This is a genomic window from Pseudarthrobacter sp. SL88 (assembly GCF_026672455.1).
Taxonomy (GTDB): Bacteria; Actinomycetota; Actinomycetes; order Actinomycetales; family Micrococcaceae; genus Arthrobacter.
Genome location: NZ_JAPPRD010000001.1, coordinates 3,816,694 through 3,836,013, shown reverse-complemented (window position 1 = coordinate 3,836,013; position 19,320 = coordinate 3,816,694). Strand labels below are relative to the sequence as shown.

The window sequence follows — 19,320 nt, the reverse complement described above, 5'->3', positions numbered from 1 at the left end:
CCGCGGCCGCGTTTAGCCCATAGGGTTGCCCAGCGAGTGTGCCAGCTCCTTGAGCTCCTTGACCATCTGCGAGCCCTGCTCCGGAGTGTAGGTGGCCTTCAGCGCGGTGACGGACAGGCCCAGGCTGGGACCGTGGGCGCCGCGCGTCGGAACAGACACGGCCAGGCACACCACTCCGGTGGTGCTTTCCTCGTCCTCGAAGGCGTAGCCCTGCTCGCGGATTTCGCGCAGCTGCGACTTCAGTTCCGCCCCGGTGCGCAGCGACTTGGGCGTGAGGACCGGCAGTTCGGCGTCATCAGGGAACATCCCTTCGATGTCGTGCACGTTGAGCCGGGCGATCAGCGCCTTGCCTACGGCGCAGAGGGATACCGGCATCTTGTCGCCGATATTGGAGGTCAGGCGGACTGCGGGGTGGCCCTCGTAGCGGGCGAGGTAGATAACGTTGGTTCCGTCCAGCATGGCGATCCGGACGGTCTCCCCGGAGAGGACGGAGGCCTGTTCGCAGTAGCGGTAGAACTCCTGGACCTCGTCCATCCGGCCCAAGTAGGCAGCGCCGAGTTCCACCAGCTTGCGGCCCAGGGTGAATTCCGCTCCCTGCCGGGTGATCAGCCGGGCTTCTTCGAGCGCCAGCAGGAGATTGGAGGTGGAGGACTTGGGAATCCCCACTTCGCGCGAAAGGTCGCTGAGGGTCAGCCGCCCCGTTGCAGAAGCCGCCAGCGCATCCAGGACGGCGGCCGCACGCGTGACTGCCGGCGCCGGCGAGGCGGCTCCCGACTTGTCCGGTGAAGCGGGGGTGCGGGAATCGGCCATGATTCTCCTTAGGTTGCCGGGACTGACTGCAGTGTCCGTTCAGTCAACTGAACGCTATCCATCATAAGTGCCCCGGCGGATGTGCGGTCCCGAAGAATGCGGGAGCGGCCCGTCAACCGACCGCGCTGGTCAGGGTTCCGACGCCCTCCACCACGATGTCCACGCGGTCGCCCGGCTCCACGGGCACCGCGGTGCCGGGCGCGCCGGTCATGACGACATCCCCGGGCTCAAGGGTCAGCCAGGAGGTGACGTAGACAAGGCAGTCCACCACAGAGGAGGGCAGGTTGAACGTCCCGGAGTTGGCCTTGGCCACTCCGTTGACGAAGACGTCGATGCCAGCCCGCTCGGGATCCGGGAGGGCGGTTTCTATCCACGGTCCGAGGGGCGTGTAGTTGACGCCGGCCTTGCCCTGGAAGTTCCGCTCGTCCACCGCGTTCTGATCCACGTTGGTGACGTCGTTGACGCAGGTGTAGCCGAGGACGTGGTCCAGGGCGTTCTCCGCGGTCAGGTCAGCTGCCTGCTTGCCGATCACCACGGCGAGTTCACCTTCTACGTTTACTGTGCCGCGGCCGCGTGCTGCGACGATCCGGTCGCCAGGTCCGGCCACGGTGTGGACGGACTTATGCCATGCCTGGATGGGCAGTGGGTGGTCGTTGAGGGTCAGGTTGTGGCCGATGCCTACCACTACCGCCGGGGCCACGGGAGCGAGGAGCTCCGCCTCACCTGCGGGGGTGGTGCCGCCCGTGAAGCGGAGCGGTGCCTCGAACGGGTCGACGATGTGGTGCCATGATCCGGCCCGTTCAACCGCGTGCCGGGTCCCGGACGCTGTGTTGATTCTGGCGATGCGCATTGGTTCTCCCGGTACTGGCTTAGTAGAAGTGGACGGTGTCCACGAGGTGGGGAAGCTCGCCGCCGTCGAGGAAGGTGCGGAGGTTGCTGCAGAACCGCTCGGTGATCAGCCGGTTTTCGGCGGCGCTGAGGGCTGACGTGTGGGGCGAGACCATAACCCTGGGGTGGCTCCACAGGGGGCTGTCCCGGGGCAGCGGCTCCACGGCGAAGACGTCCAGGCAGGCGTAGCCCACCTGGCCGTTCTCCAGCGCCTCCAGCAGCGCATCCTCATCCACCACGGTGCCTCGGCCAACGTTGACGAAGGTGGTGCCGGGTTTCATGGCCGCGAACAGTTCCCGGTTGAAGAGTTTCTCTGTGTATTCGGTTCCGGGCAGGGTGTTGACGACGGCGTCTGCCGTGGCGAGGAGTCCGGGCAGGCCCGCGTTGTCCACCACCTGGTGGATGCCCTCGATGGGCTCAACGGTCCGCTTGGTGCCGCTGACGTTCATGCCGAGCGCCCTGGCGATCCGGGCCGTTTCCAGCCCGATTTCGCCCAGGCCGCTGATCACCAGGTTTGAGCCGTTGACCAGGCGGGTGGGTACCCGCAGGTCGGGCCAGGCCTTGGCGGCTTGGTCCTGGGCCAGCTCGGCGCTCCGTTTGAAGCCGTTCAGGATTCCCATCGCCGCAAATTCGGCGAGGGGAAGCGCGTGTACTCCGGCGGAGGTGGTGATCCGGAATTTCTGCAGGACGTCCTGGCCGAGCCCGGATGCCTTGACCGCTCCGCCTGCCCCCGCCGCCATGGCATGGATCCATTCGAGTGCGGGGTTGTCCCGGGCGATGCGGGCCAGGCCCGCAGGGCTCTCATTGGGGAAGCCGTAGAGCACTTCGGCCCTGCCGAGCATGGCCCAGTAGCGTTCCTCCTGCCCGGGCGTGCGCTCGAAAGCGGGATCGCCGGCGTGGTCCGCGGGAAAGCGCTCCGGCGGGAGGAGGCCGGGCTCGTACAGGACGGTGATAGACGGATCGACGGCACGGATCTGGTCCACGAGCTCTGCTTCGAGCGGGACGGCGATGGCCACAGTCTTGGGAGAAGTCATCTGTTCACTATACTGTCTGCTGGCTAGCATGCTGAACAGTTTGGACTATGTTTCTGTCACTGCAGCCGGGTCATGCGGCTTTGACCACCGGAAGTTCGTCCCAATGGGTGGTGTACCGGGGCGAGCGCATGTCACGCTTCATGGTCCAGTCGAGGCCGGACTTGATGCCGGCATGTCCCAGCCCGATGGCCCCGCGCCCGAAGCGCCGGCTCACATCGTCAAGCAGCGGGCCGATGCCGCGTTCCTCATGCCGGTTCTCGAACAGTTCGAGCGGCGACTGGTTGCCGCTGGGCCGCAGGTCGGTCAGCATGATCCCCGCCTTGGCATATTTGAGGCCGTCCCGGATGTGGGGGAGCAGGGCATGTGCCGCCCTGGTCAGCAGCAGCGGGTCCGCCGTCGGCATCGGCAGCGAAACGCATACGGACGGGTACGCCTGCTCCTGTTGGCGGAAGGGTGACGTGGCGGCAAATGCCGTGAGCACTTTCGCCTGCAGGCCGTGCTTGGACAGCCTGGCGCTCGCCTGCTGCCCGTAAATGCTCAGCACCTGCCGCAGGCCGTCCGCACTGGCGACCGGCGTGGCGAACGATCGCGAGAAGATCAGCTGGTCCCGGCCGATTCGCTCCTCCTCCATGGGAATGCAGGGGGTGCCCCGCAACTCGAGGACGGTGCGCATCAGCACCACCGAAAACCTGTCCCGGATCATCACCGCATCGGCGCGGACCAGGTCCTGGACCGTGAAGATCCCCAGGACGTTGAGCCGCTTGGTCAGCCTTCCGGCGATGCCCCAGATCTCGTCCACGGGCAGCCGGGCCAGCAGGCTGTCCCGGACATCGTGGGGGACCGCCTCCCATAAACAGACCCCGTCAAAGGCCGGGTTGTTCTTGGCCCACTTGTTGCAGAGCTTGGCGAGCGTCTTGGTGGGTGCGATGCCCACGCATACGGGAACGCCCACATGCCTGCCGACGGCGTTCTTGATGGTGCGTCCGAGGGGTAGCAAGGTGCCGGCGTCCCCCTTGACCCCCAGGAACGCCTCGTCGATGCTGTAGACCTCCAACCAGGCCGAGTACCTGCCGAGCAGCTCCATGACCCGCGCGCTGATGTCGCCGTAGAGTTCGTAGTTGCTGGATTTCGCCACGAGGCCCCACTCCTTTGCCCGCGGCGCGAGCTTGAACCAGGGTTCGCCGGTGGTGATGCCGAGTGCCTTCGCCTCGGGGGAACGGGTAACGGCGCAGCCGTCGTTATTGGACAGGACCACCAGTGGGCGGCCCTCCAGCGAGGGGTCGAAGGCCCGTTCCGCGGACGCGTAGAAACAGTTGACGTCCACGTGGGCGATCTGCGGCATGTGGCGCATGAGGGCAGGTTTAGCCACGGCGGGCCTCAGACATGGTGCAGGCACCTTGTGGCGACTCCCCAGATGGTCAGTTCGGAAAGCGCCGATACCTTGATGTCCTGGTACCGGGGATTTTCCGCCTGCAGGACGATTCCGGTGGCCGTGATGCGCAGCCTCTTAACGGTGAGTTCACCGTCCAGCACGGCAATCACGACGGACCCGTCCTTGGGTTCCAGCGCGCGGTTGACGATCAGCTCGTCCCCGTCGCTGATGCCGGCACCCTCCATGGAGTTTCCGGTGACCCTGACAACAAAGGTGCTGGTGATGTCCTTGATCAGGTGTGCGTTCAGGTCGATCCGCCCGTCGAAGTAGTCCTGTGCCGGCGATGGAAAGCCGGCCGCGACTGCCACGGGAGAGATCAATACCGAGAACAGCGACGCGCCTGCATCTATCACGCGAGGCCCGACAATAACGCCCACAACACACCCTTATTCGAATATTTGTTCGATAAGTTCAGTGTAGCGCCGGATGCCGACAATGAGCCCGACGTTGGGTCATTGCGCTATGACATAGATGAATGTGAATATATACGTGTGTCTATGTCTTTGGAATTGACCGCGGTCCAAACGGTTGCTTGCTGCTCCCCGCTGGCGCGGGAGCCCTTGTCCCTGCCCGAGGCGGAGGGAATCGCGCCACTGTTGAAGGCCCTGGCGGATCCGGTCCGGTTGCGGCTGATGTCCCTGGTCGCCTCGCATGAGGGCGGTGAGGCGTGTGTCTGCGACCTGAACGACGCCTTCGAGCTGTCCCAGCCGACGATCAGCCACCACCTGAAAATCCTGCACGGGGCCGGTCTGCTGGACCGGGAGAAGCGTGGCGTCTGGGTTTACTACCGGGCCCGCACCGAGGCCCTTCAGAACCTCGCCACACTGATCGGGGGACAGGCGAAGTGAGCGTCCTGGCGCGCAGAGCCGGTGCCGAGCTCGTCGGTACGGCATTCCTCGTGATAGCCATCGTGGGCTCCGGGATTATGGCGTCACGGTTGTCCACGGACGACGTCGGGCTGCAGCTTCTGCAGAACAGCGTGGCCACAGGCGCCGCCCTGGTCGCGCTCATTGTCGCCCTGCAGCCGGTCTCCGCCTCGTTCAACCCCGTCGTCACCCTGGTCGAACGCGCCTTGGGCATGATTGCCACCAGAACATCGGCGGCTCTGATCGGCGCCCAGTTCCTGGGCGGCCTGGTGGGCGCCCTTGCTGCGAACCTGATGTTCGGCCTGGACGCCGTCACGTTCTCCACGCGGGAAAGAACCGGGGCCGGCCTCTGGTTCGGCGAGGTTATAGCCACCATCGGGCTGCTGCTGGTCATCTTCGGCACGGTCCGTTCCGGGAGGACCGACCGGGTCGCGTTCGCCGTCGGCGGCTACATCACGGCAGCGTACTGGTTCACGTCCTCCACCAGCTTCGCCAACCCCGCCGTCACGATCGCCCGGACCATCACGGACACCTTCGCCGGGATCTCCCCGTCGTCCGCTCCCGCTTTCATCCTCGCCCAGCTGGCAGGCGGGGCAGCCGGCTACGCCCTGGTCCGATTCCTTTACCCCACCCTTGCTGCTTCCACCGCTGCCGCGGCGGTCGCGGCTGATCGAAAGGTGCTCTCGTGAGCCACAAGCCCTCCGTCCTGTTCGTCTGCGTCCACAACGCCGGCCGTTCCCAGATGGCCGCCGCGTTCCTCGCCACCCTGGGCAAGGGTGAGATTGAGGTCCGCTCCGCCGGGTCCCAGCCCGTGGACAAGGTCAACCCCGCCGCGGTCGAGGCGATGGCCGAGGTCGGTATCGACATGTCCGCCGAGATCCCTAAGATCCTCACCACCGAGGCCGTGAAAGGTTCCGACGTCGTCATCACCATGGGCTGCGGTGACGAGTGCCCCTACTTCCCGGGGAAGCGCTACGAAGACTGGGTCCTGGAAGACCCCGCCGGCAAGGGCGTCGACTCCGTCCGGCCCATCCGCGACGAGATCAAGACCCGGGTCGAGGCGCTGATCGCCTCCCTGACCCCGGCTACCGCATAACCCGCCACCCGAACGGCACCGTAAGTGCGCGCCGACGATTGAAATGAGGACAGCATGACAGCACAGGACTCCCTGCCGGTCGCCGTGATCGGTGCCGGACCCGTCGGCCTGGCCGCGGCCGCGCACCTGCTCGAACGCGGCCTTGAACCGCTCGTCCTCGAAGCCGGCCCCACCGTCGGAGCCGCAGTGCGCGCGTGGGGCCACGTCCGGGTGTTCTCCACCTGGCAGTACAACCTCGACGCCGCCGCCGTCCGGCTGCTCGAGGCCACTGGTTGGGAAGCGCCCCGTCCAACCGCACTGCCCTACGGACACCAGATCGTCACCGGTTACCTCGAGCCCCTGGCCGCCACCCCCGCACTTAAACACCGGATCCGGACCGGAGCCAGAGTCGTTGCCGTCACGCGGCAGGGCATGGACAAAGGGCGTAGCGCCGGCCGCGACCAGGCTCCGTTCCTCCTGCGCATCCGGCACACCAGCGGCGACACCACAGAGATCCTGGCCCGCGCCGTCATCGACGCTTCCGGAACCTGGACCACCCCTGCGCCCCTTGGATCAGGGGGGCTGCCCGCGCCCGGTGAGGCCGAAGCCCGGGCCGCCGGGCTGATCACCGGGCCGCTGCCTGACGTCTCCGGTGACGGGTTCGCGGGACGCCGCACCCTGGTCATCGGCTCCGGACACTCGGCCGCGAACATGGTCCTGGACCTCGCCCGAACCGCCCGGACCAATCCCGGAACCGAAGTCTTCTGGGCCATCCGCGCCAACACCCCTGCCCGCGCCTACGGCGGCGGAGACGCTGACCAGCTTCCCGCCCGCGGCCAGCTCGGCACGCGGCTGCGCACCGCCGTCGATACCCGGGCCGTCCAACTCCTCACAGGCTTCCACACCAACGGCATTGACATGAACGGTGGCACGGTCACGGTCATCGCTGCTGACGGCCGCCGTGTCGAGGCCGACCGGGTGATCCCGGCGACCGGGTTCCGCCCCGATCTGTCCATTCTCACCGAGCTGCGCCTCGACCTCGACCCCGCCGTCGACGCACCCAAAGCCTTAGGCCCGCTGATCGACCCGGACTTTCACAGCTGCGGCACCGTCCCGGCCCACGGTGCCAGGATCCTTACCCACCCGGAGAAGGACTTCTACCTGGCCGGCATGAAGTCCTATGGCCGCGCCCCGACCTTCCTGATGGCCACCGGCTATGAACAGGTCCGCTCAATCGCCGCCGCCCTCGCCGGAGACAGCATGGCCGCGGACACGATCGAACTCGAACTCCCCGAAACCGGCGTCTGCTCCACCAGCATCCCGGACAACGACGCGGTAATGGCGGACTCCTGCTGCGCAACCCCGGAGCCTGTCACTGTGTCGGTTGGATTTTCCACCGGCCTCGCAAGGCCGAGCGTCCTCTCATTGGGCGGCGTTTCCAGTATGCTCCTGCCCCGGAACGCCGCGCTACGCTACGGGCCGGTAGTAGGGGAACCGCGGGACTCCCGGCCAAACCCCAGCGCAGGCGCCTCCCGTCAACCCACGTAGACTGGCAGCATGCGGTTGGTGGCAAGCGATATTGACGGAACGATCCTCGGGCACGACGGGAAAATCAGCCCCCGCACCATCCGCGCCTTCCATGCCTGCCGCACCGCCGGTGTGGAGCTCGTCTTCGTGACCGGCCGGCCGCCCCGCTGGCTGCACCCGCTCGAGGAACAGCTGGGCCACACCGGCCGCGTGATCTGCTCCAACGGCGCGGTGGTCTGGGACCTGGAAGCCGACCGCCTGGTGTCCGCCCGCACCCTGGCCATCGACGCGGTCCTGGAAATCCGCCGCATCATCAAGGACCTCCGCCCCGCCGCGCTGTTCGCCGCCGAAACCCTCAGCGGATTCCACCTTGAGCCCGGCTTCATCGAGAACGAATCGAGCGAACTGCTCACCCAGTTCACCCCGGCGCCGCTGCGCGAGACGCTCACGGCGGATGACGCCGTCGTCAAGTTCCTTGCCATCGTCCGCGACGGCACCCCCGACGACTTCCTCGCCGAGGTGGCCCCCGCCGTCGAGCACCTTGCCGCAGCAACGCACTCCTCACCCGGCGTCGCCATGCTGGAACTGTCCCTCCCCGGCGTCAACAAGGCCGTCACCCTCGCCGAGTACGCGGCCGCGCTGGGAATCGGCGCGGCAGACGTCGTGGCGTTCGGCGACATGCCCAATGACATCGAGATGCTCCGCTGGGCCGGGCACGGCTACGCCATGGCCAGCGGCCACCCCGAGGCCATCCGTGCTGCGGGGCAGCAGGCACCGCATTTTGACGACGACGGCGTGGCCCAGGTCCTGGAGGAACGCCTCGCTTCCCTTGGGGTGCAGCACTCCTGACGCCGGTGTTCCCGTGTGGTGCACCTGCCGCCATTTTCACAGGTTGCGCTCACTTGCCGTTCACCTTCGTTCCGTAGCGTGAAGCGCGGAGGGCAGGCACCTCTCCGGCCGGCAAAGGGGACAACATGGCACGAAGCGCAAAACACCAGACCGCTGAAGCACCGCTGCGCAGGGCAACGCCCGCGCCGCACTGGAAGAAGCTCCGGCAGGGGGACCGCGTCCGCGTCCAGCTCTCGCCCGGATTCGATGCCGCGGGCGTGGTGGATGCCATCACGGCTGACCATTCGGCCGTGTGGGTCCACCTCGATGGTGGCCGCGGCCGGACGCTGCTGCACTGCAGCGACGGCGTGGAAATCCTTCCGTACGGGGACTGACGCCACCGCCATGGGCGGGTGGGCCGGCTCCGGTACGCTCACTCTGTGAGCCTGCCGTTCTTCGACCACGCCGGCGCCGATGGCGCCCCGCTTCCCATCGCCATGGCCCACCGCGGCTTTTCCGTGGACGGACTCGAGAACTCGATGGCGGCGTTCCGCGCCGCCGCTGAGCTGGGCTGCCGCTACCTCGAAACGGACGTCCACACCACGTCCGACGGCGTGCTCCTCCTCTTCCACGACGGGACCCTGGACCGCGTGACGGACGGCAGCGGACGCGTAGCCGACCTTCCCGCCCAGGATGTTGCCGGTGCCCGGATCGGCGGGCGCGAACCTATTCCCACCTTCGAAGAACTCATCACGGCCCTGCCGGACGCGCGGCTGAACCTGGACGTCAAGGACTGGGGCTCGGTCCGCAGCACCGTCGAGGCCATCGAACGCCACGCTGCCCACGACCGGGTACTGATCGCCAGCTTTTCGGACCGGCGGCGGCGGGCCGTGCTGAAGCAGCTCAGCCGCCCGGTTGCCTCGTCCGCTGGCGTCGTATCCAACGCCCTGTTCGCGCTGCTGGGCCCCGTGCTGCCCGGTCCGGCGTTCCGCTGGCTGATGCGGAGGGTCCTGCGGGACGTGCACGCGCTGCAGGTGCCCGTGCGCTACGGCGCGGTGCCGGTGGTTACGCCCGGTTTCCTGCGCCGCGCGGAGTCCCTGGGGCTGCTGGTCCACGTCTGGACCATCAACGACCCCGCCGAAATGCGCCGGCTCCTGGAGCTCGGCGTGGCAGGCATCGTCACCGACCGGGCGGACCTGCTGCGCCAGGTGCTCGTGGAGCGAGGCGAATGGCCCGGCCCGGGCGGCGCCGACGAGGCCTCGAACCGCTAAGCCCGCTCCTCGCGGTCCGTGTCGCCGGAATCCCCGCCGAGCGGGCTGCTGGACACCGGATCAGGGGCGGCGCCAGTCTTCAGGCCGGGCGCCTCCTGCTTTTCCGCTTCCATGGCGTTGGACCCCTCGCTGAGGGAGGAGTGGACCTCCACGTCATCATTGGGGTCCGCAGGGTCAGGAATGTCCATCTTCTCCGTGGGGTCGGATGTTCCGGCCAGATCCTCCATGGCGTTCTCTGCTGCCTTGCCGATGCTGTCGCCGATGCCCATGACTGCTCCTTCTGCCTTCGTGTGCCGGAACGCTCACTGGCCGCCCGGCCCTACCCTTCCAGAATTATCAGCATGCTTACAATTAGTCCAGAGCTGGGGCATCCGACCGCAGCCCGAACGGAAGGACGAAGGACCGTGAGCACCTACCATCCGGAGAATGACCCCGCCAACCCGGACAAGCCGGGCAAAGACCGTGCCAATGACGTCGGCGCGGCCCGGGACGACCTCGGGAAACAGCGCAGCACGGAAGCAGCGGACTCGCCCAACCCGGACCCGGCCGAAGGCAACATCACCGGGCTTGAGCCCGGCGGTGGAGTGCCGCCGGGGGAGACCCCGCCAGCCGAAGGCCAGATGAGCAGGGACCAGGGCCACTCCGAGTAGGCAGGTGGCCTAGGCGGGCTCGGTTTCCTGCGGACTGCGCCCGGCGGGCTCGGCCAGCTGGCGGTTGAGGCCGTCAGCGTCCTGCCGGGTGTTCCAGGACGCCCAGTCCTGCGGGCGGACGGACGGCCTGCCCAGCAGGTACCCCTGCCCGGCGTCGATGCCCAGTTCCGTCAGGACCTTCAGTTCGCCCACGGTTTCGATGCCCTCCGCCACCAGGGTGGTGCCGATCTGGTCCGTGAAGTCCACCAGGCAGGTGGTCAGCGCCCGCTGGAGGCCGTCATTGTCCACGTTGCCGAAGACGTCCCGGCCAACCTTGAGGAAGTCCGGCCGCAGGTGCACCATGCGGCTCAGTGCCCCGGCGCCGGAGTGCGTGTCGTCGATGGCGATTCGCAGTCCCTTGTCCCGGAGCGGATTAATGGCGGCGATGAACTGCGCATACTCCTCATCCGGGATGGTTTCGGTCAGTTCGAGGACCACCCGGTCGATGGGGAGGTCGATGTGCGCGAACAGCTCCGGCAGCCGGGGGTCCAGGCAGGACGTGGGCGAAATGTTGAGGGAGACGTACAGGTCCGTGGGAAGGTCCCTCGCCGCGGCGGCAGCAGAACCCAGCGCCGAGAACTCAAGGTTTGCGCCGAGGCCTACTGCGGCTGCCTCCGCGAACCAGAGTTCGGCGGCGGCGCCGTCGTCGCTGACGAACCGCGAGAGCGCCTCCACTCCCACCACGCTCTTGTTGGCCAGCCCGTAGATGGGCTGGAACGCCGTCATCAGCATCTGGTTTTCCAGGAGTGCGCTGATCCGGGACACGCTGCGGATGGCGTCCAACTGCTCCGCGAACTTCGGCGGCATGGAGTTCGGGGCCAGGCGCATCTGCCGCGCGCTCTCGAGCGTCTCTTCGGTGTTGGCGTCACTGCGACGGGTCTCGAGCAGGTACTCCAGCAGCGCCCGCTCGGGTACGCCCGGATTCTCGTCGAGGCTGTTGCTGAGGCGCTGGCGGACCGCGGCTCCGGACGGATCGGTGTCCGCCAGGACCGCGGCGATGATTCCCCATGCCTGTACACGAACCGACATTAGCTACGCCCCCAGTTGACGAAGTAATGACCCATTGGCCCATTTATGTTCAATTTCTAGAACGCCTTAACGTTTGGTGCTGACAACGGCGGATTTCCGCGGTGCCGGAAAACCGTCCCCCGCACGATGATCGTATATCGGGTGGGGTGAAAAAGGCAGTACTTTCACGGCTGCCGGTGAGCGCTTTCCTGCTGGTCAGCGAGCAATGCGGGGATATCGTCCGCCGGAACGGGCCTGCTGAAGAAGTAGCCCTGCGCACTCAGGCAGCCGAGTTCCCGCAGAATGTCCGCCTGCTCTGCCGTTTCAACGCCTTCCCAGACGGCCTCCAGGCCGCAGGCGCGGACCAGCTGGAGGACGGCTGCCACCAGTGCCGGCTGGCTCGGATCAGTCCCCAAACCGGAAATCAGCGACCGGTCCACCTTGACCCGGTCCACAGGCAGGCGCCGGAGGTAGCTGATGGACGAGTAGCCCGTGCCGAAATCGTCAATCTCGATTCCCACCCCAAGCCCGCGGAGCCCGGCCAGGGAGTAGCGGTCCAGCTCGTTGCCTTTCACGATGGCCACTTCCGTCAGTTCGAGGACCACCTGTTCAGGCTTGACGCCCGTCTCCCGGAGGACGTTCCTGACGTCCTCGATGAACTGCAGGCTTTGCAGGTCCGTGGCGGAAATGTTGATCCGGACCGAGAAGTCGCCGTCCACCAGTGCAGCGTCGATCCAGGCGCGCAGCTGCTGCACGGCGGTGCGGAGGACCCAGTTGCCCAGCTCCGAAATCAGGCCGGCTTCTTCGGCCAGCGGAATGAACTCATCCGGCATGATGAACCCCCGGGTGGGGTGGTTCCAGCGGACCAGGGCTTCCACGCCCTCCAACCGGCGGGACACCAGGTCCACCACCGGCTGGTAGTACAGCATCAGGCCATCGTTCCTGATGGCCGCCCGCAGGTCTTCCACCAGCTGGCTGCGGAGCCGGCGGACCAGCAGCAGCCCGGGTTCGAACCGGTGCAGCCGGTTTTGCCCTTCGGCCTTCGAGGCGTACATGGCCACGTCGGCTTCCATCAGCATCTCTTCCGGAGTCTGGCCCGGCGAGCCGACGCTCAACCCGATGCTGGCCCCGCAGCGCACGCTCTTGCCCGGCAGTTCGATGGGTTCGCCCAGCGCCGCCAGGATCCGGTGCCCCACGATGGCCGCCTGGTCAGGGGCGACGGCGGGCATCACGATGGCGAATTCATCTCCGCCCAGCCTCGCCACCACGTCAGTGGCCCGCACAGCGTTCCGCACCCGCTGGCCCACCGTGATGAGCACCTGGTCACCGGCAGTGTGCCCCATGGAGTCGTTGATGGACTTGAACGCGTCCAGGTCCATCAGGAGGATCACGGGCCCTTCCCCGGCTGCTGTGTCCGCATCCAGCGCGGCCCGGAGCGCGTCGATCAGCGCCGACCGGTTGGCAAGCCCGGTCAGCGGGTCCTGCATGGCCATCTTCTGCATCTTGAGGTGTGCCTCGTGCAGCATCTGGGTGCGGACCTGCACGCGCTGTTCCAGTTCCTCGTAAATGATCTGGAGGTCTTCCGCCAGCAAATTGGTGCCCATGATGATCGCGTCCAGCTCATCGCGGGCAGGGGAGACCTCAACCCGTGAGCCCAGGTCACCCGATGCGATCCGGACTATGTGGTCCAGCAGTTGGCTGAGCCGGGGATCGTTATCCGCGAACATCGGATTCTTCCTTCCCCTGCTCAGTTGGACTGGGTGCGGTCTGCATCGAGGGGGAGGCTGACCGTGACAGTGGTCCCCGCGCCCAGAGTGGAGGCCACATCAATCGTCCCACCGTGGCGGGCCACGATGTCCTTGGTGATGGCCAGGCCCAGTCCGGTCCCCGGGATGGCACCGGACATGGCGTTGGACGCCCGGTAGAACCGGGTGAACACATGGTCGATCTCGTCACTGGAAATGCCGATGCCGTTATCGGCAACCCGGACAGTGGCCCAGCGGCTGCCGTCCGCAGCTGCGTGGGATTCACTGCCCACCTCGATGCGCCCGCCGCTGGGGGTGAACTTGATGGCGTTGGAGACCAGGTTGGTGAAGACCTGCTGCAGCTGGATTTCGTCGGCCAGGATCTCCGGGTCCTCCGGAACCGGATCCAGCGCGATGGTCACGTTCTGCAGTTTTGCCAGCGGCCGCAGCGCCGAGGCCACCAAATCCAGGGTCTGGCCGAGGCGGACCGGGGTCAGGTGCATCAGGGTGTCGTCGAGGCCGTTGCGGGAGACGCTGAGCATGTCCTCGATGAGGGTGCGCAGCCGCTCGGTGTTGCGGACCACAATGTCCAGCATCTGGTGGATCTCGGCCGAGCCGGGCTGTTCGGTGCTCTCCTGGATCATGTCCAGGTAGGCCATGATGGATGTCAGCGGTGTCCGGAGCTCGTGGTTCACGGTGGCCAGGAAATCTGTCTTCGCCTTGTCCAGCTGCTGCAGCTGCTTCACTACCTGCTGCTGGCTGCTGATCAGGTGGCTCTGGATCAGGCCGTGGGCCGCGTTGCCCGCAACGTGCTGGATGAGCCCGAGTTCGGCACGCGACCATTTCCGCGGTTTGTCCAGCGACGCAATCCAGATGATGCCCAGTGAGGAGCTTCCCTCGCCCATGGGCACCGCCAGCGTTGATGCCGCGTTTGAGATGCCCGACGCCGGGGCCTCGCCGTCCGCTGCGTGCCCGCCGTCGGCGCGTACCCGGGCGGGCTCGGCGTCGTCAGCGTCCCCGGCATCCGTGGACAGGGTCTCGGCGCCGGCCCACAGCAGGTCCGCGGTCCGCCGCGCGGAATCCTCGTCCGGCAGGTCGTCGTCGGACAATGGCTCCAGCCCGTCGCTGTCCCACGCGGCGGTGATGCGCGGAACGCGGTTGTCCTCGAAGGTTTCCAGCCGGACGTGGTCCGCCTTGAAGGTCCGGCCGAATCCCTCGACCACGCAGCGCGCAATTTCCCGGGGATCGTTGGTGGCGCGTACGGCGGCCGACACCAGGCGGAGCTGCTCGCGGAGGGCCTCGGCGTCCTGCCTCGACGCCCGGCGGCGTGCCACCTGGTCGATCAGGGCCGTGGTGCGGTGCACCAGCTCCCGCTGTGAGGTTGGCTTGGTGATGCAGTCGTGGATACCCGGCGGCTGCACGGATGTTTGCAGGGGATCGTCCAGGTCGACCATGACCAGCAGGGGCGCCTCGGTCTCGAGGCCGGGCAGCAGCGTGGCGTCCGTGATGATGGCTGCCGGCTCGCCTTCCGCCAGAAGCCCGGCCAGGCTCGCGGCATCGCCGGCGGCGTGCGCTGCGTAGCCGGCACTCCGGAGGGCCGAAGTGTTCTGAGCCAGCCTCGCGGCATCGGGGTCCGCTACGACGACGGTGCGGGGCGCGCTCGAAACTTCGGGCGTGTCAGACGCCACAACCACCCCTTCCCTCCCAGTTGAGTACATTGTAGGGGGACGAGGGGCATGGGGCTCCAGAAAGATCGCGGGGGAGGACAAAGTGACGCATCAGCCGGCGGAGCATGTCAAAGGGGACCTCAGCCTCGATGAGGGCGGGATCCTGCAGCTGCGATGGCCGCGCGGGGCATCGATCAGCGAGGCCGACGCCGAGAGCGCCATGGGCCGGGTCAATGAGATGTGCGGGTCCACCCGGCGTCCGATGCTGGTGGACATGGCCACCACCGAGAAGGTCAGCCGCGGCGCCCGGGCCGTGTTTGGCCGGCCGTGCCAGGCGTCCCGGATTGCGCTCCTGGGCTCATCGCCCGTGGACAAGGTCATGGCCAACTTCGCCTTGGGCGTGAGCAGGCTGCCGTGCCCCACGCGGTTCTTCACGTCCCGGACCGAAGCGATGGCCTGGTTGGTCCGCGACGCCTGACTCATACCGCTGCCTTGGGCGGCGTCCGGCCCGGTATGCGGCCGCGCCGACACCGCACGTCCGGCGGCTGAAGTGGCTTCAGGACATATATTTGGCACGTGCCTACCCCCGCAAAATCCGTGAAGACCAGCTGGCGGAAGTACCTGATGCTTCCCAGGCTTATCCGGCTGTCCCGTTCCGCACCCAAGGACCGGCCGCTCGCCTGGGACCGCTACTGGGCCGGGATCACGGCTACCGGGCCGGGCGGCGAGGTGCTCTGGGACGCCGGAACCGACCATGAGTTCCGTGGCTACCGGGACCTCATCCTCCGCCGCCTTGATACCGGGCTGCCGGTGGTGGATGTGGGATGCGGCCACGGCAGCTTCACGCGTGCCCTCGCTGCGCATTTTCCGCAGGCCATCGGCGTGGACATTTCGGCGCACGCGGCCGCCCGCGCTGCAGCGGAGCCCGGCAACCCGGGCAACGTCCGTTTTGAGGTCCGCGACATGACGGCGCCCGGGGCCGGTGCCGGCCTGGTGGACGTGCCGGCCAACGTCTTTGTCCGCGGTGTGCTGCACGTCCTGTCGCCGGAAGACCAAGTGGCCCTGGCCGAAAACCTGCGGGTCCTGGCAGGGGACCGGGGGACGGTGTTCCTGGCGGAAACCAATTTCCAGGGGAACCCCGTGGAGTACGTGACCCATCTGGGCGCCACGCGGCGCAGCATCCCCGCTCCGCTGGAGCGGGCCATCCGCGGGCTGCCGATGCCCGGCCACTTCGGCCCGAAGGAGCGCTCGCGCGCCCTGCCGCCTGCGTCCTGGGAGTTGCTGGAGGAGGGCTCCGCCGCCATCGAAATCAACCCCGTCACCGGCGTCGAGAGCCAAAGCCGGGTGCCTGGCTATGTGGCCGCCCTGCGCCCGCGGCGCCCATCCGGAGAGACCCGGCAGCACCCGGGGGAAACGCGCCACTGACGGGGCCAACAGATAGCCCTCCGCGCGCGGGTGTGCCAGCGCTGTGCGTGCCGCCGGAGTTGTGGGTTCCCGCCGAAACCCCGCCATCCCCTTGACAGCCGCCAGCCACCGGAGGCTTGATGGTAAGTAGACTTATCACGCAGCTGGGGCTGTTGAGGCCCAAAGAAAGGGCGGCCAACGTATGGCAGGGGGAACGCGATGCGCAACAGGTGGCGGAGATGCAGGACAGTACGCCGCGGCGGCTGCCGGGAGCACTCCGCATTGATTTCAGCGGCGGAATTGCAAAGTCTCGCCATTCCTGCCTAGAGGGGCTTTCCAGTCCACCGAAACGGCAGGCCCACCTTCATCAACCAGGAACCGCGCAGCGAAAGGCAACCACTCCCAGGACGGAAAACCCGGCCCGGGAAGCGCCCAAGCCGCACCCGCATCCCTGCACAGGCAGCACCGGGATACCCTTCCGGGCCGATCCGGCGGCAGCGGACGCAAGACCCACAGGAAAAAACCATGCGAGAAATAATTCCCTCCGGCACCCTCCTCGGGATGCTCCTGCCGCCCACGTACGGCCGGCACATCACCGACGCAACGGCGTTCACCGTCCTGTCCGTCGAGATCTGGGCCACCGGCCTGGTGGTCACCATCCAGATGGCTGCCGACGGCGGCCCGCAGCCCCGCATCATCCTCCAGGACCACTTCGGAACCGAATACACCCTTCAGGACTCGGCCACGCTGGGATCGCGGAACCTCCAGATCTTCACACCCTCCGTGCCGCCCGGCACCAGGAGCCTTACCATCCGCTCCGCTGACGACGCCGGAGCGCGCCCCGTGGTCACCTTTGCCGTCCCCCTGATGGCCGTTCCGGACACCCGGGACGACGCCGACACAGCGGACGTCTCCGATGCTCCGGGCGGCCGCTCAGACGAAGGGTACACGCCGCAGGAACTGCGCCGGCCCGCCTGACAGTGCGCCCGTCCGGCAGGACCGCCAACCCCTCACCGAAAGGCCGCCGCATGCAGGACACCAGCCTGTTCATACCCGCCACCGCGATCGTCACCGGATCAGATTCCGGAATCGGCAAGGCCACGGCGGTGGCCCTGGCCCAGGCAGGGCTGGACGTCGGCGTCACCTGGCACTCGGACAAAGCCGGAGCCGACGGCACTGCCGACGAGGTCCGTGCCCTGGGCCGAAAGGCCTTGGTCCGGCAGCTCGACACCTCGGACTTCCAGGGCGCCGCGGCGGCCGTCAATGAACTGGCTGACGGGCTTGGCGGCGTGGACGTCTTCGTGAACAACGCCGGCGCCGGTGATGGCACCAAGTTCCTTGACCTGGACGTGGACACGTGGATGCGGACACTGGACACCAACCTCAACGGAGCATTCGTGTGCCTGCAGGCGGCCGCCCGGCGCATGGTCAGCGCCGGCAGGGGTGGCCGCCTCATCGCCGTCACCAGCGTGCACGAATTCCAGCCGCGCGTCGGCGCCGCCGCGTACGATGCCTCCAAGCACGGGCTGGGCGGCCTCATGAAGACGCTGGCCCTCGAGCTCGCCGAGCATGGCATCACCGCCAACTCCGTGGCGCCCGGCGAGATTGCCACCCCCATGACAGGCCAGGAAAACGAGGATCCGGCGTCGAAGGACCGGCCGGGAGTTCCGTTGGGCCGGCCCGGAGATGCCCGCGAGGTTGCCGCGGTCATCGCTTTCCTTGCCTCGCCTGCTGCCAGCTATGTCAACGGTGCCTCCTGGGCGGTGGACGGCGGCATGCTGCAGATGGGGCCGCAGGCGGGGTCCCATCTGACCGGCCACGACTGGCGGCAGGGCTGAGCTTTCCCGCGGTGGCAGTGCCGCCACTGTCCGTATGACGGATTGGGCAAGCGCTTTCCGGCGCGGGGCTGGCATGATGGGCGGATGCGCATTCTGATCGCTCCGGACAAGTTCAAGGGTTCACTCACCGCGGCTGAGGCGGCCGCGGCTATCGCGGAAGGCGCCCTCCGCGTGTACCCGGACGCCGTGGCCACCCAGTTCCCCATTGCCGACGGGGGCGAGGGAACCCTGGAGGCGGCCGTTGCAGCAGGCTACGAAGAGCGTCTCAACGCCGTGGTGGGTCCCATCCTCGCTCCGCTGGGTGCCGCGTGGGCCATCCGCAAGGACGACGCCGGCAAGGTCACCGCGGTGATCGAGACGGCACAGGCCTCCGGCCTGGCGGAGATGGAGCCCACGCCGGAAAACGCGCTCCGTGCCCACAGCTACGGCTGCGGCCAGCTCATCGCGGCAGCGCTGGAGGCAGGTGCCACCGAGATCGTGCTCGGCCTGGGCGGCTCGGCCATGAGCGACGGCGGCAGCGGCGCCCTGCGTGCGCTGGGCCTCAAACCGCTCGACTCGGCCGGCAACGTGGTGCCGCTCGGCGGCGGCTCGCTTGCCGACGTCGTCTCGCTCGACGCCAGCGGACTCGATCCCCGGCTGCCTGCCACCACTTTCCGGATCGCCGTGGATGTCCGCAACCCGCTCTACGGGCCCACCGGCGCCGCGCACGTCTTCTCACCGCAGAAGGGCGCGGACGATGACGCCGTTGAACTGCTCGACGCCGGCCTCCGCAACTGGGCGTCAGTCCTGCGGGAGGCGACAGGCCGGGACGTGAACGTCCCCGGCGCCGGCGCCGCCGGCGGCTTCCCGGCGTCGTTCCTCGCTTACACCGACGCCACGCTGGAAGGCGGCTTCGCGCTGGTGGCCGGCCTGACCGGCCTGGCAGGCGAGCTGGCCGGCGCAGACCTGGTGATCACGGGCGAAGGGTCCATGGATTCCCAGTCGCTGACCGGCAAGGCGCCCATCGCGCTTGCCGAGGCTGCCCGCGAACGTGGCATCCCCGTCATTGTGGTGGCCGGACGGATCCTGGTGACCCTCGAGGACCTCACCGGGCACGGCGTGGTTGCGGCGGCCCAGTTGCTGGACGTTGCCTCAAGCCCGGAAGACGCCATTGCCAACGCCGGCAAATACCTCACCTGGGCAACCAGCCAGGTCCTCGAAGGGGCTTAGTCCCCCTCTGCCAAGCGCAGGCGGGTGCG

At 67.6% G+C, this 19,320-nt stretch carries 22 protein-coding genes; 13 read left to right on the top strand and 9 right to left on the bottom strand.

The genetic code is table 11. The features are described from left to right. Positions 1-12: 12 nt before the first annotated feature. From OVA06_RS17440 to OVA06_RS17420, 5 genes are all read right to left on the bottom strand, one after another. Positions 13-810: an IclR family transcriptional regulator gene (locus OVA06_RS17440; RefSeq protein ID WP_056077148.1), complete on the bottom strand. Its 798-nt coding sequence runs from the start codon at positions 808-810 to the stop codon at positions 13-15. 112 nt (positions 811-922) lie between these two features. Further along, positions 923-1,660: a fumarylacetoacetate hydrolase family protein gene (locus tag OVA06_RS17435; RefSeq protein ID WP_268160030.1), complete on the bottom strand. Its 738-nt coding sequence runs from the start codon at positions 1,658-1,660 to the stop codon at positions 923-925. Between the two features lie 19 nt (positions 1,661-1,679). Further along, positions 1,680-2,732, bottom strand: a complete 1,053-nt coding sequence (locus OVA06_RS17430; RefSeq protein WP_091717259.1) for a D-2-hydroxyacid dehydrogenase — start codon at positions 2,730-2,732, stop codon at positions 1,680-1,682. Between the two features lie 70 nt (positions 2,733-2,802). Continuing rightward, on the bottom strand, positions 2,803-4,083 hold the full coding sequence (locus tag OVA06_RS17425; RefSeq protein ID WP_268160027.1) for a Y-family DNA polymerase: 1,281 nt from the start codon (positions 4,081-4,083) through the stop codon (positions 2,803-2,805). A 26-nt stretch (positions 4,084-4,109) separates the two neighbouring features. Next, entirely contained in the window at positions 4,110-4,541 is a 432-nt protein-coding gene (locus tag OVA06_RS17420) for a LexA family protein (protein ID WP_056077140.1), read from the bottom strand. Positions 4,542-4,661: 120 nt separating this feature from the next. On the opposite strand from OVA06_RS17420, the gene OVA06_RS17415 reads away from it, so the two are divergent. The 7 genes from OVA06_RS17415 to OVA06_RS17385 all read left to right on the top strand — a co-directional run bounded on the left by OVA06_RS17415 (position 4,662) and on the right by OVA06_RS17385 (position 9,731). Continuing rightward, positions 4,662-5,012, top strand: coding sequence for an ArsR/SmtB family transcription factor (locus OVA06_RS17415; RefSeq protein WP_268160025.1), 351 nt, complete (start codon positions 4,662-4,664; stop codon positions 5,010-5,012). Then, complete coding sequence (locus OVA06_RS17410; RefSeq protein ID WP_268160023.1) at positions 5,009-5,719, top strand: aquaporin; 711 nt, start codon at positions 5,009-5,011, stop codon at positions 5,717-5,719. The genes OVA06_RS17415 and OVA06_RS17410 overlap by 4 nt, the downstream gene beginning before the upstream one ends. Then, on the top strand, positions 5,716-6,126 hold the full coding sequence (locus OVA06_RS17405; RefSeq protein WP_056077134.1) for an arsenate reductase ArsC: 411 nt from the start codon (positions 5,716-5,718) through the stop codon (positions 6,124-6,126). Before OVA06_RS17410 ends, OVA06_RS17405 begins: the two co-directional genes overlap by 4 nt. Before the next feature lie 54 nt (positions 6,127-6,180). Then, positions 6,181-7,653: an FAD-dependent oxidoreductase gene (locus OVA06_RS17400; RefSeq protein ID WP_268160021.1), complete on the top strand. Its 1,473-nt coding sequence runs from the start codon at positions 6,181-6,183 to the stop codon at positions 7,651-7,653. A 9-nt stretch (positions 7,654-7,662) separates the two neighbouring features. Then, positions 7,663-8,481 carry a Cof-type HAD-IIB family hydrolase gene (locus OVA06_RS17395; protein WP_056077126.1) on the top strand — a complete coding sequence of 273 codons (819 nt, stop codon included), beginning with the start codon at positions 7,663-7,665 and terminating at the stop codon, positions 8,479-8,481. 125 nt (positions 8,482-8,606) lie between these two features. Then, positions 8,607-8,855: a hypothetical protein gene (locus OVA06_RS17390; protein ID WP_261618894.1), complete on the top strand. Its 249-nt coding sequence runs from the start codon at positions 8,607-8,609 to the stop codon at positions 8,853-8,855. Positions 8,856-8,900: 45 nt separating this feature from the next. After that, positions 8,901-9,731: a glycerophosphodiester phosphodiesterase gene (locus OVA06_RS17385; RefSeq protein WP_268160018.1), complete on the top strand. Its 831-nt coding sequence runs from the start codon at positions 8,901-8,903 to the stop codon at positions 9,729-9,731. On the opposite strand, the gene OVA06_RS17380 is transcribed toward OVA06_RS17385, so the two are convergent. Beyond that, positions 9,728-10,000: a hypothetical protein gene (locus OVA06_RS17380; protein ID WP_268160016.1), complete on the bottom strand. Its 273-nt coding sequence runs from the start codon at positions 9,998-10,000 to the stop codon at positions 9,728-9,730. The genes OVA06_RS17385 and OVA06_RS17380 overlap by 4 nt on opposite strands. A 135-nt stretch (positions 10,001-10,135) precedes the next feature. Here OVA06_RS17380 and OVA06_RS17375 point away from each other — a divergent pair, with 135 nt between their 5' ends. Then, positions 10,136-10,381, top strand: coding sequence for a DUF6480 family protein (locus OVA06_RS17375; RefSeq protein ID WP_268160014.1), 246 nt, complete (start codon positions 10,136-10,138; stop codon positions 10,379-10,381). 9 nt (positions 10,382-10,390) lie between these two features. On the opposite strand, the gene OVA06_RS17370 is transcribed toward OVA06_RS17375, so the two are convergent. From OVA06_RS17370 to OVA06_RS17360, 3 genes are all read right to left on the bottom strand, one after another. Further along, complete coding sequence (locus OVA06_RS17370) at positions 10,391-11,449, bottom strand: EAL domain-containing protein (protein WP_056077114.1); 1,059 nt, start codon at positions 11,447-11,449, stop codon at positions 10,391-10,393. A gap of 164 nt (positions 11,450-11,613) precedes the next feature. Further along, positions 11,614-13,155: a putative bifunctional diguanylate cyclase/phosphodiesterase gene (locus tag OVA06_RS17365; RefSeq protein ID WP_268160011.1), complete on the bottom strand. Its 1,542-nt coding sequence runs from the start codon at positions 13,153-13,155 to the stop codon at positions 11,614-11,616. 20 nt (positions 13,156-13,175) lie between these two features. Beyond that, positions 13,176-14,867, bottom strand: a complete 1,692-nt coding sequence (locus OVA06_RS17360; RefSeq protein ID WP_442793565.1) for an ATP-binding protein — start codon at positions 14,865-14,867, stop codon at positions 13,176-13,178. Positions 14,868-14,943: 76 nt separating this feature from the next. On the opposite strand from OVA06_RS17360, the gene OVA06_RS17355 reads away from it, so the two are divergent. The 5 genes from OVA06_RS17355 (at position 14,944) to OVA06_RS17335 (ending at position 19,291) form a co-directional block, all read left to right on the top strand. Then, the gene (locus tag OVA06_RS17355; protein WP_056077110.1) at positions 14,944-15,318 is read left to right on the top strand and encodes a DUF7793 family protein; all 375 of its coding nucleotides are present in this window, start codon (positions 14,944-14,946) and stop codon (positions 15,316-15,318) included. Positions 15,319-15,464: 146 nt separating this feature from the next. Then, a complete protein-coding gene (locus OVA06_RS17350) occupies positions 15,465-16,265 on the top strand; it encodes a class I SAM-dependent methyltransferase (RefSeq protein WP_268160836.1) in 801 nt (266 codons plus the stop codon). A 504-nt stretch (positions 16,266-16,769) separates the two neighbouring features. Next, on the top strand, positions 16,770-17,222 hold the full coding sequence (locus OVA06_RS17345) for a hypothetical protein (protein WP_268160006.1): 453 nt from the start codon (positions 16,770-16,772) through the stop codon (positions 17,220-17,222). A 50-nt stretch (positions 17,223-17,272) separates the two neighbouring features. Then, positions 17,273-18,082 (top strand): SDR family oxidoreductase, encoded by an 810-nt coding sequence (locus OVA06_RS17340; RefSeq protein ID WP_268160004.1) that lies wholly within the window; start codon positions 17,273-17,275, stop codon positions 18,080-18,082. A gap of 84 nt (positions 18,083-18,166) precedes the next feature. After that, entirely contained in the window at positions 18,167-19,291 is a 1,125-nt protein-coding gene (locus OVA06_RS17335) for a glycerate kinase (RefSeq protein WP_268160002.1), read from the top strand. Positions 19,292-19,320: the final 29 nt, after the last annotated feature.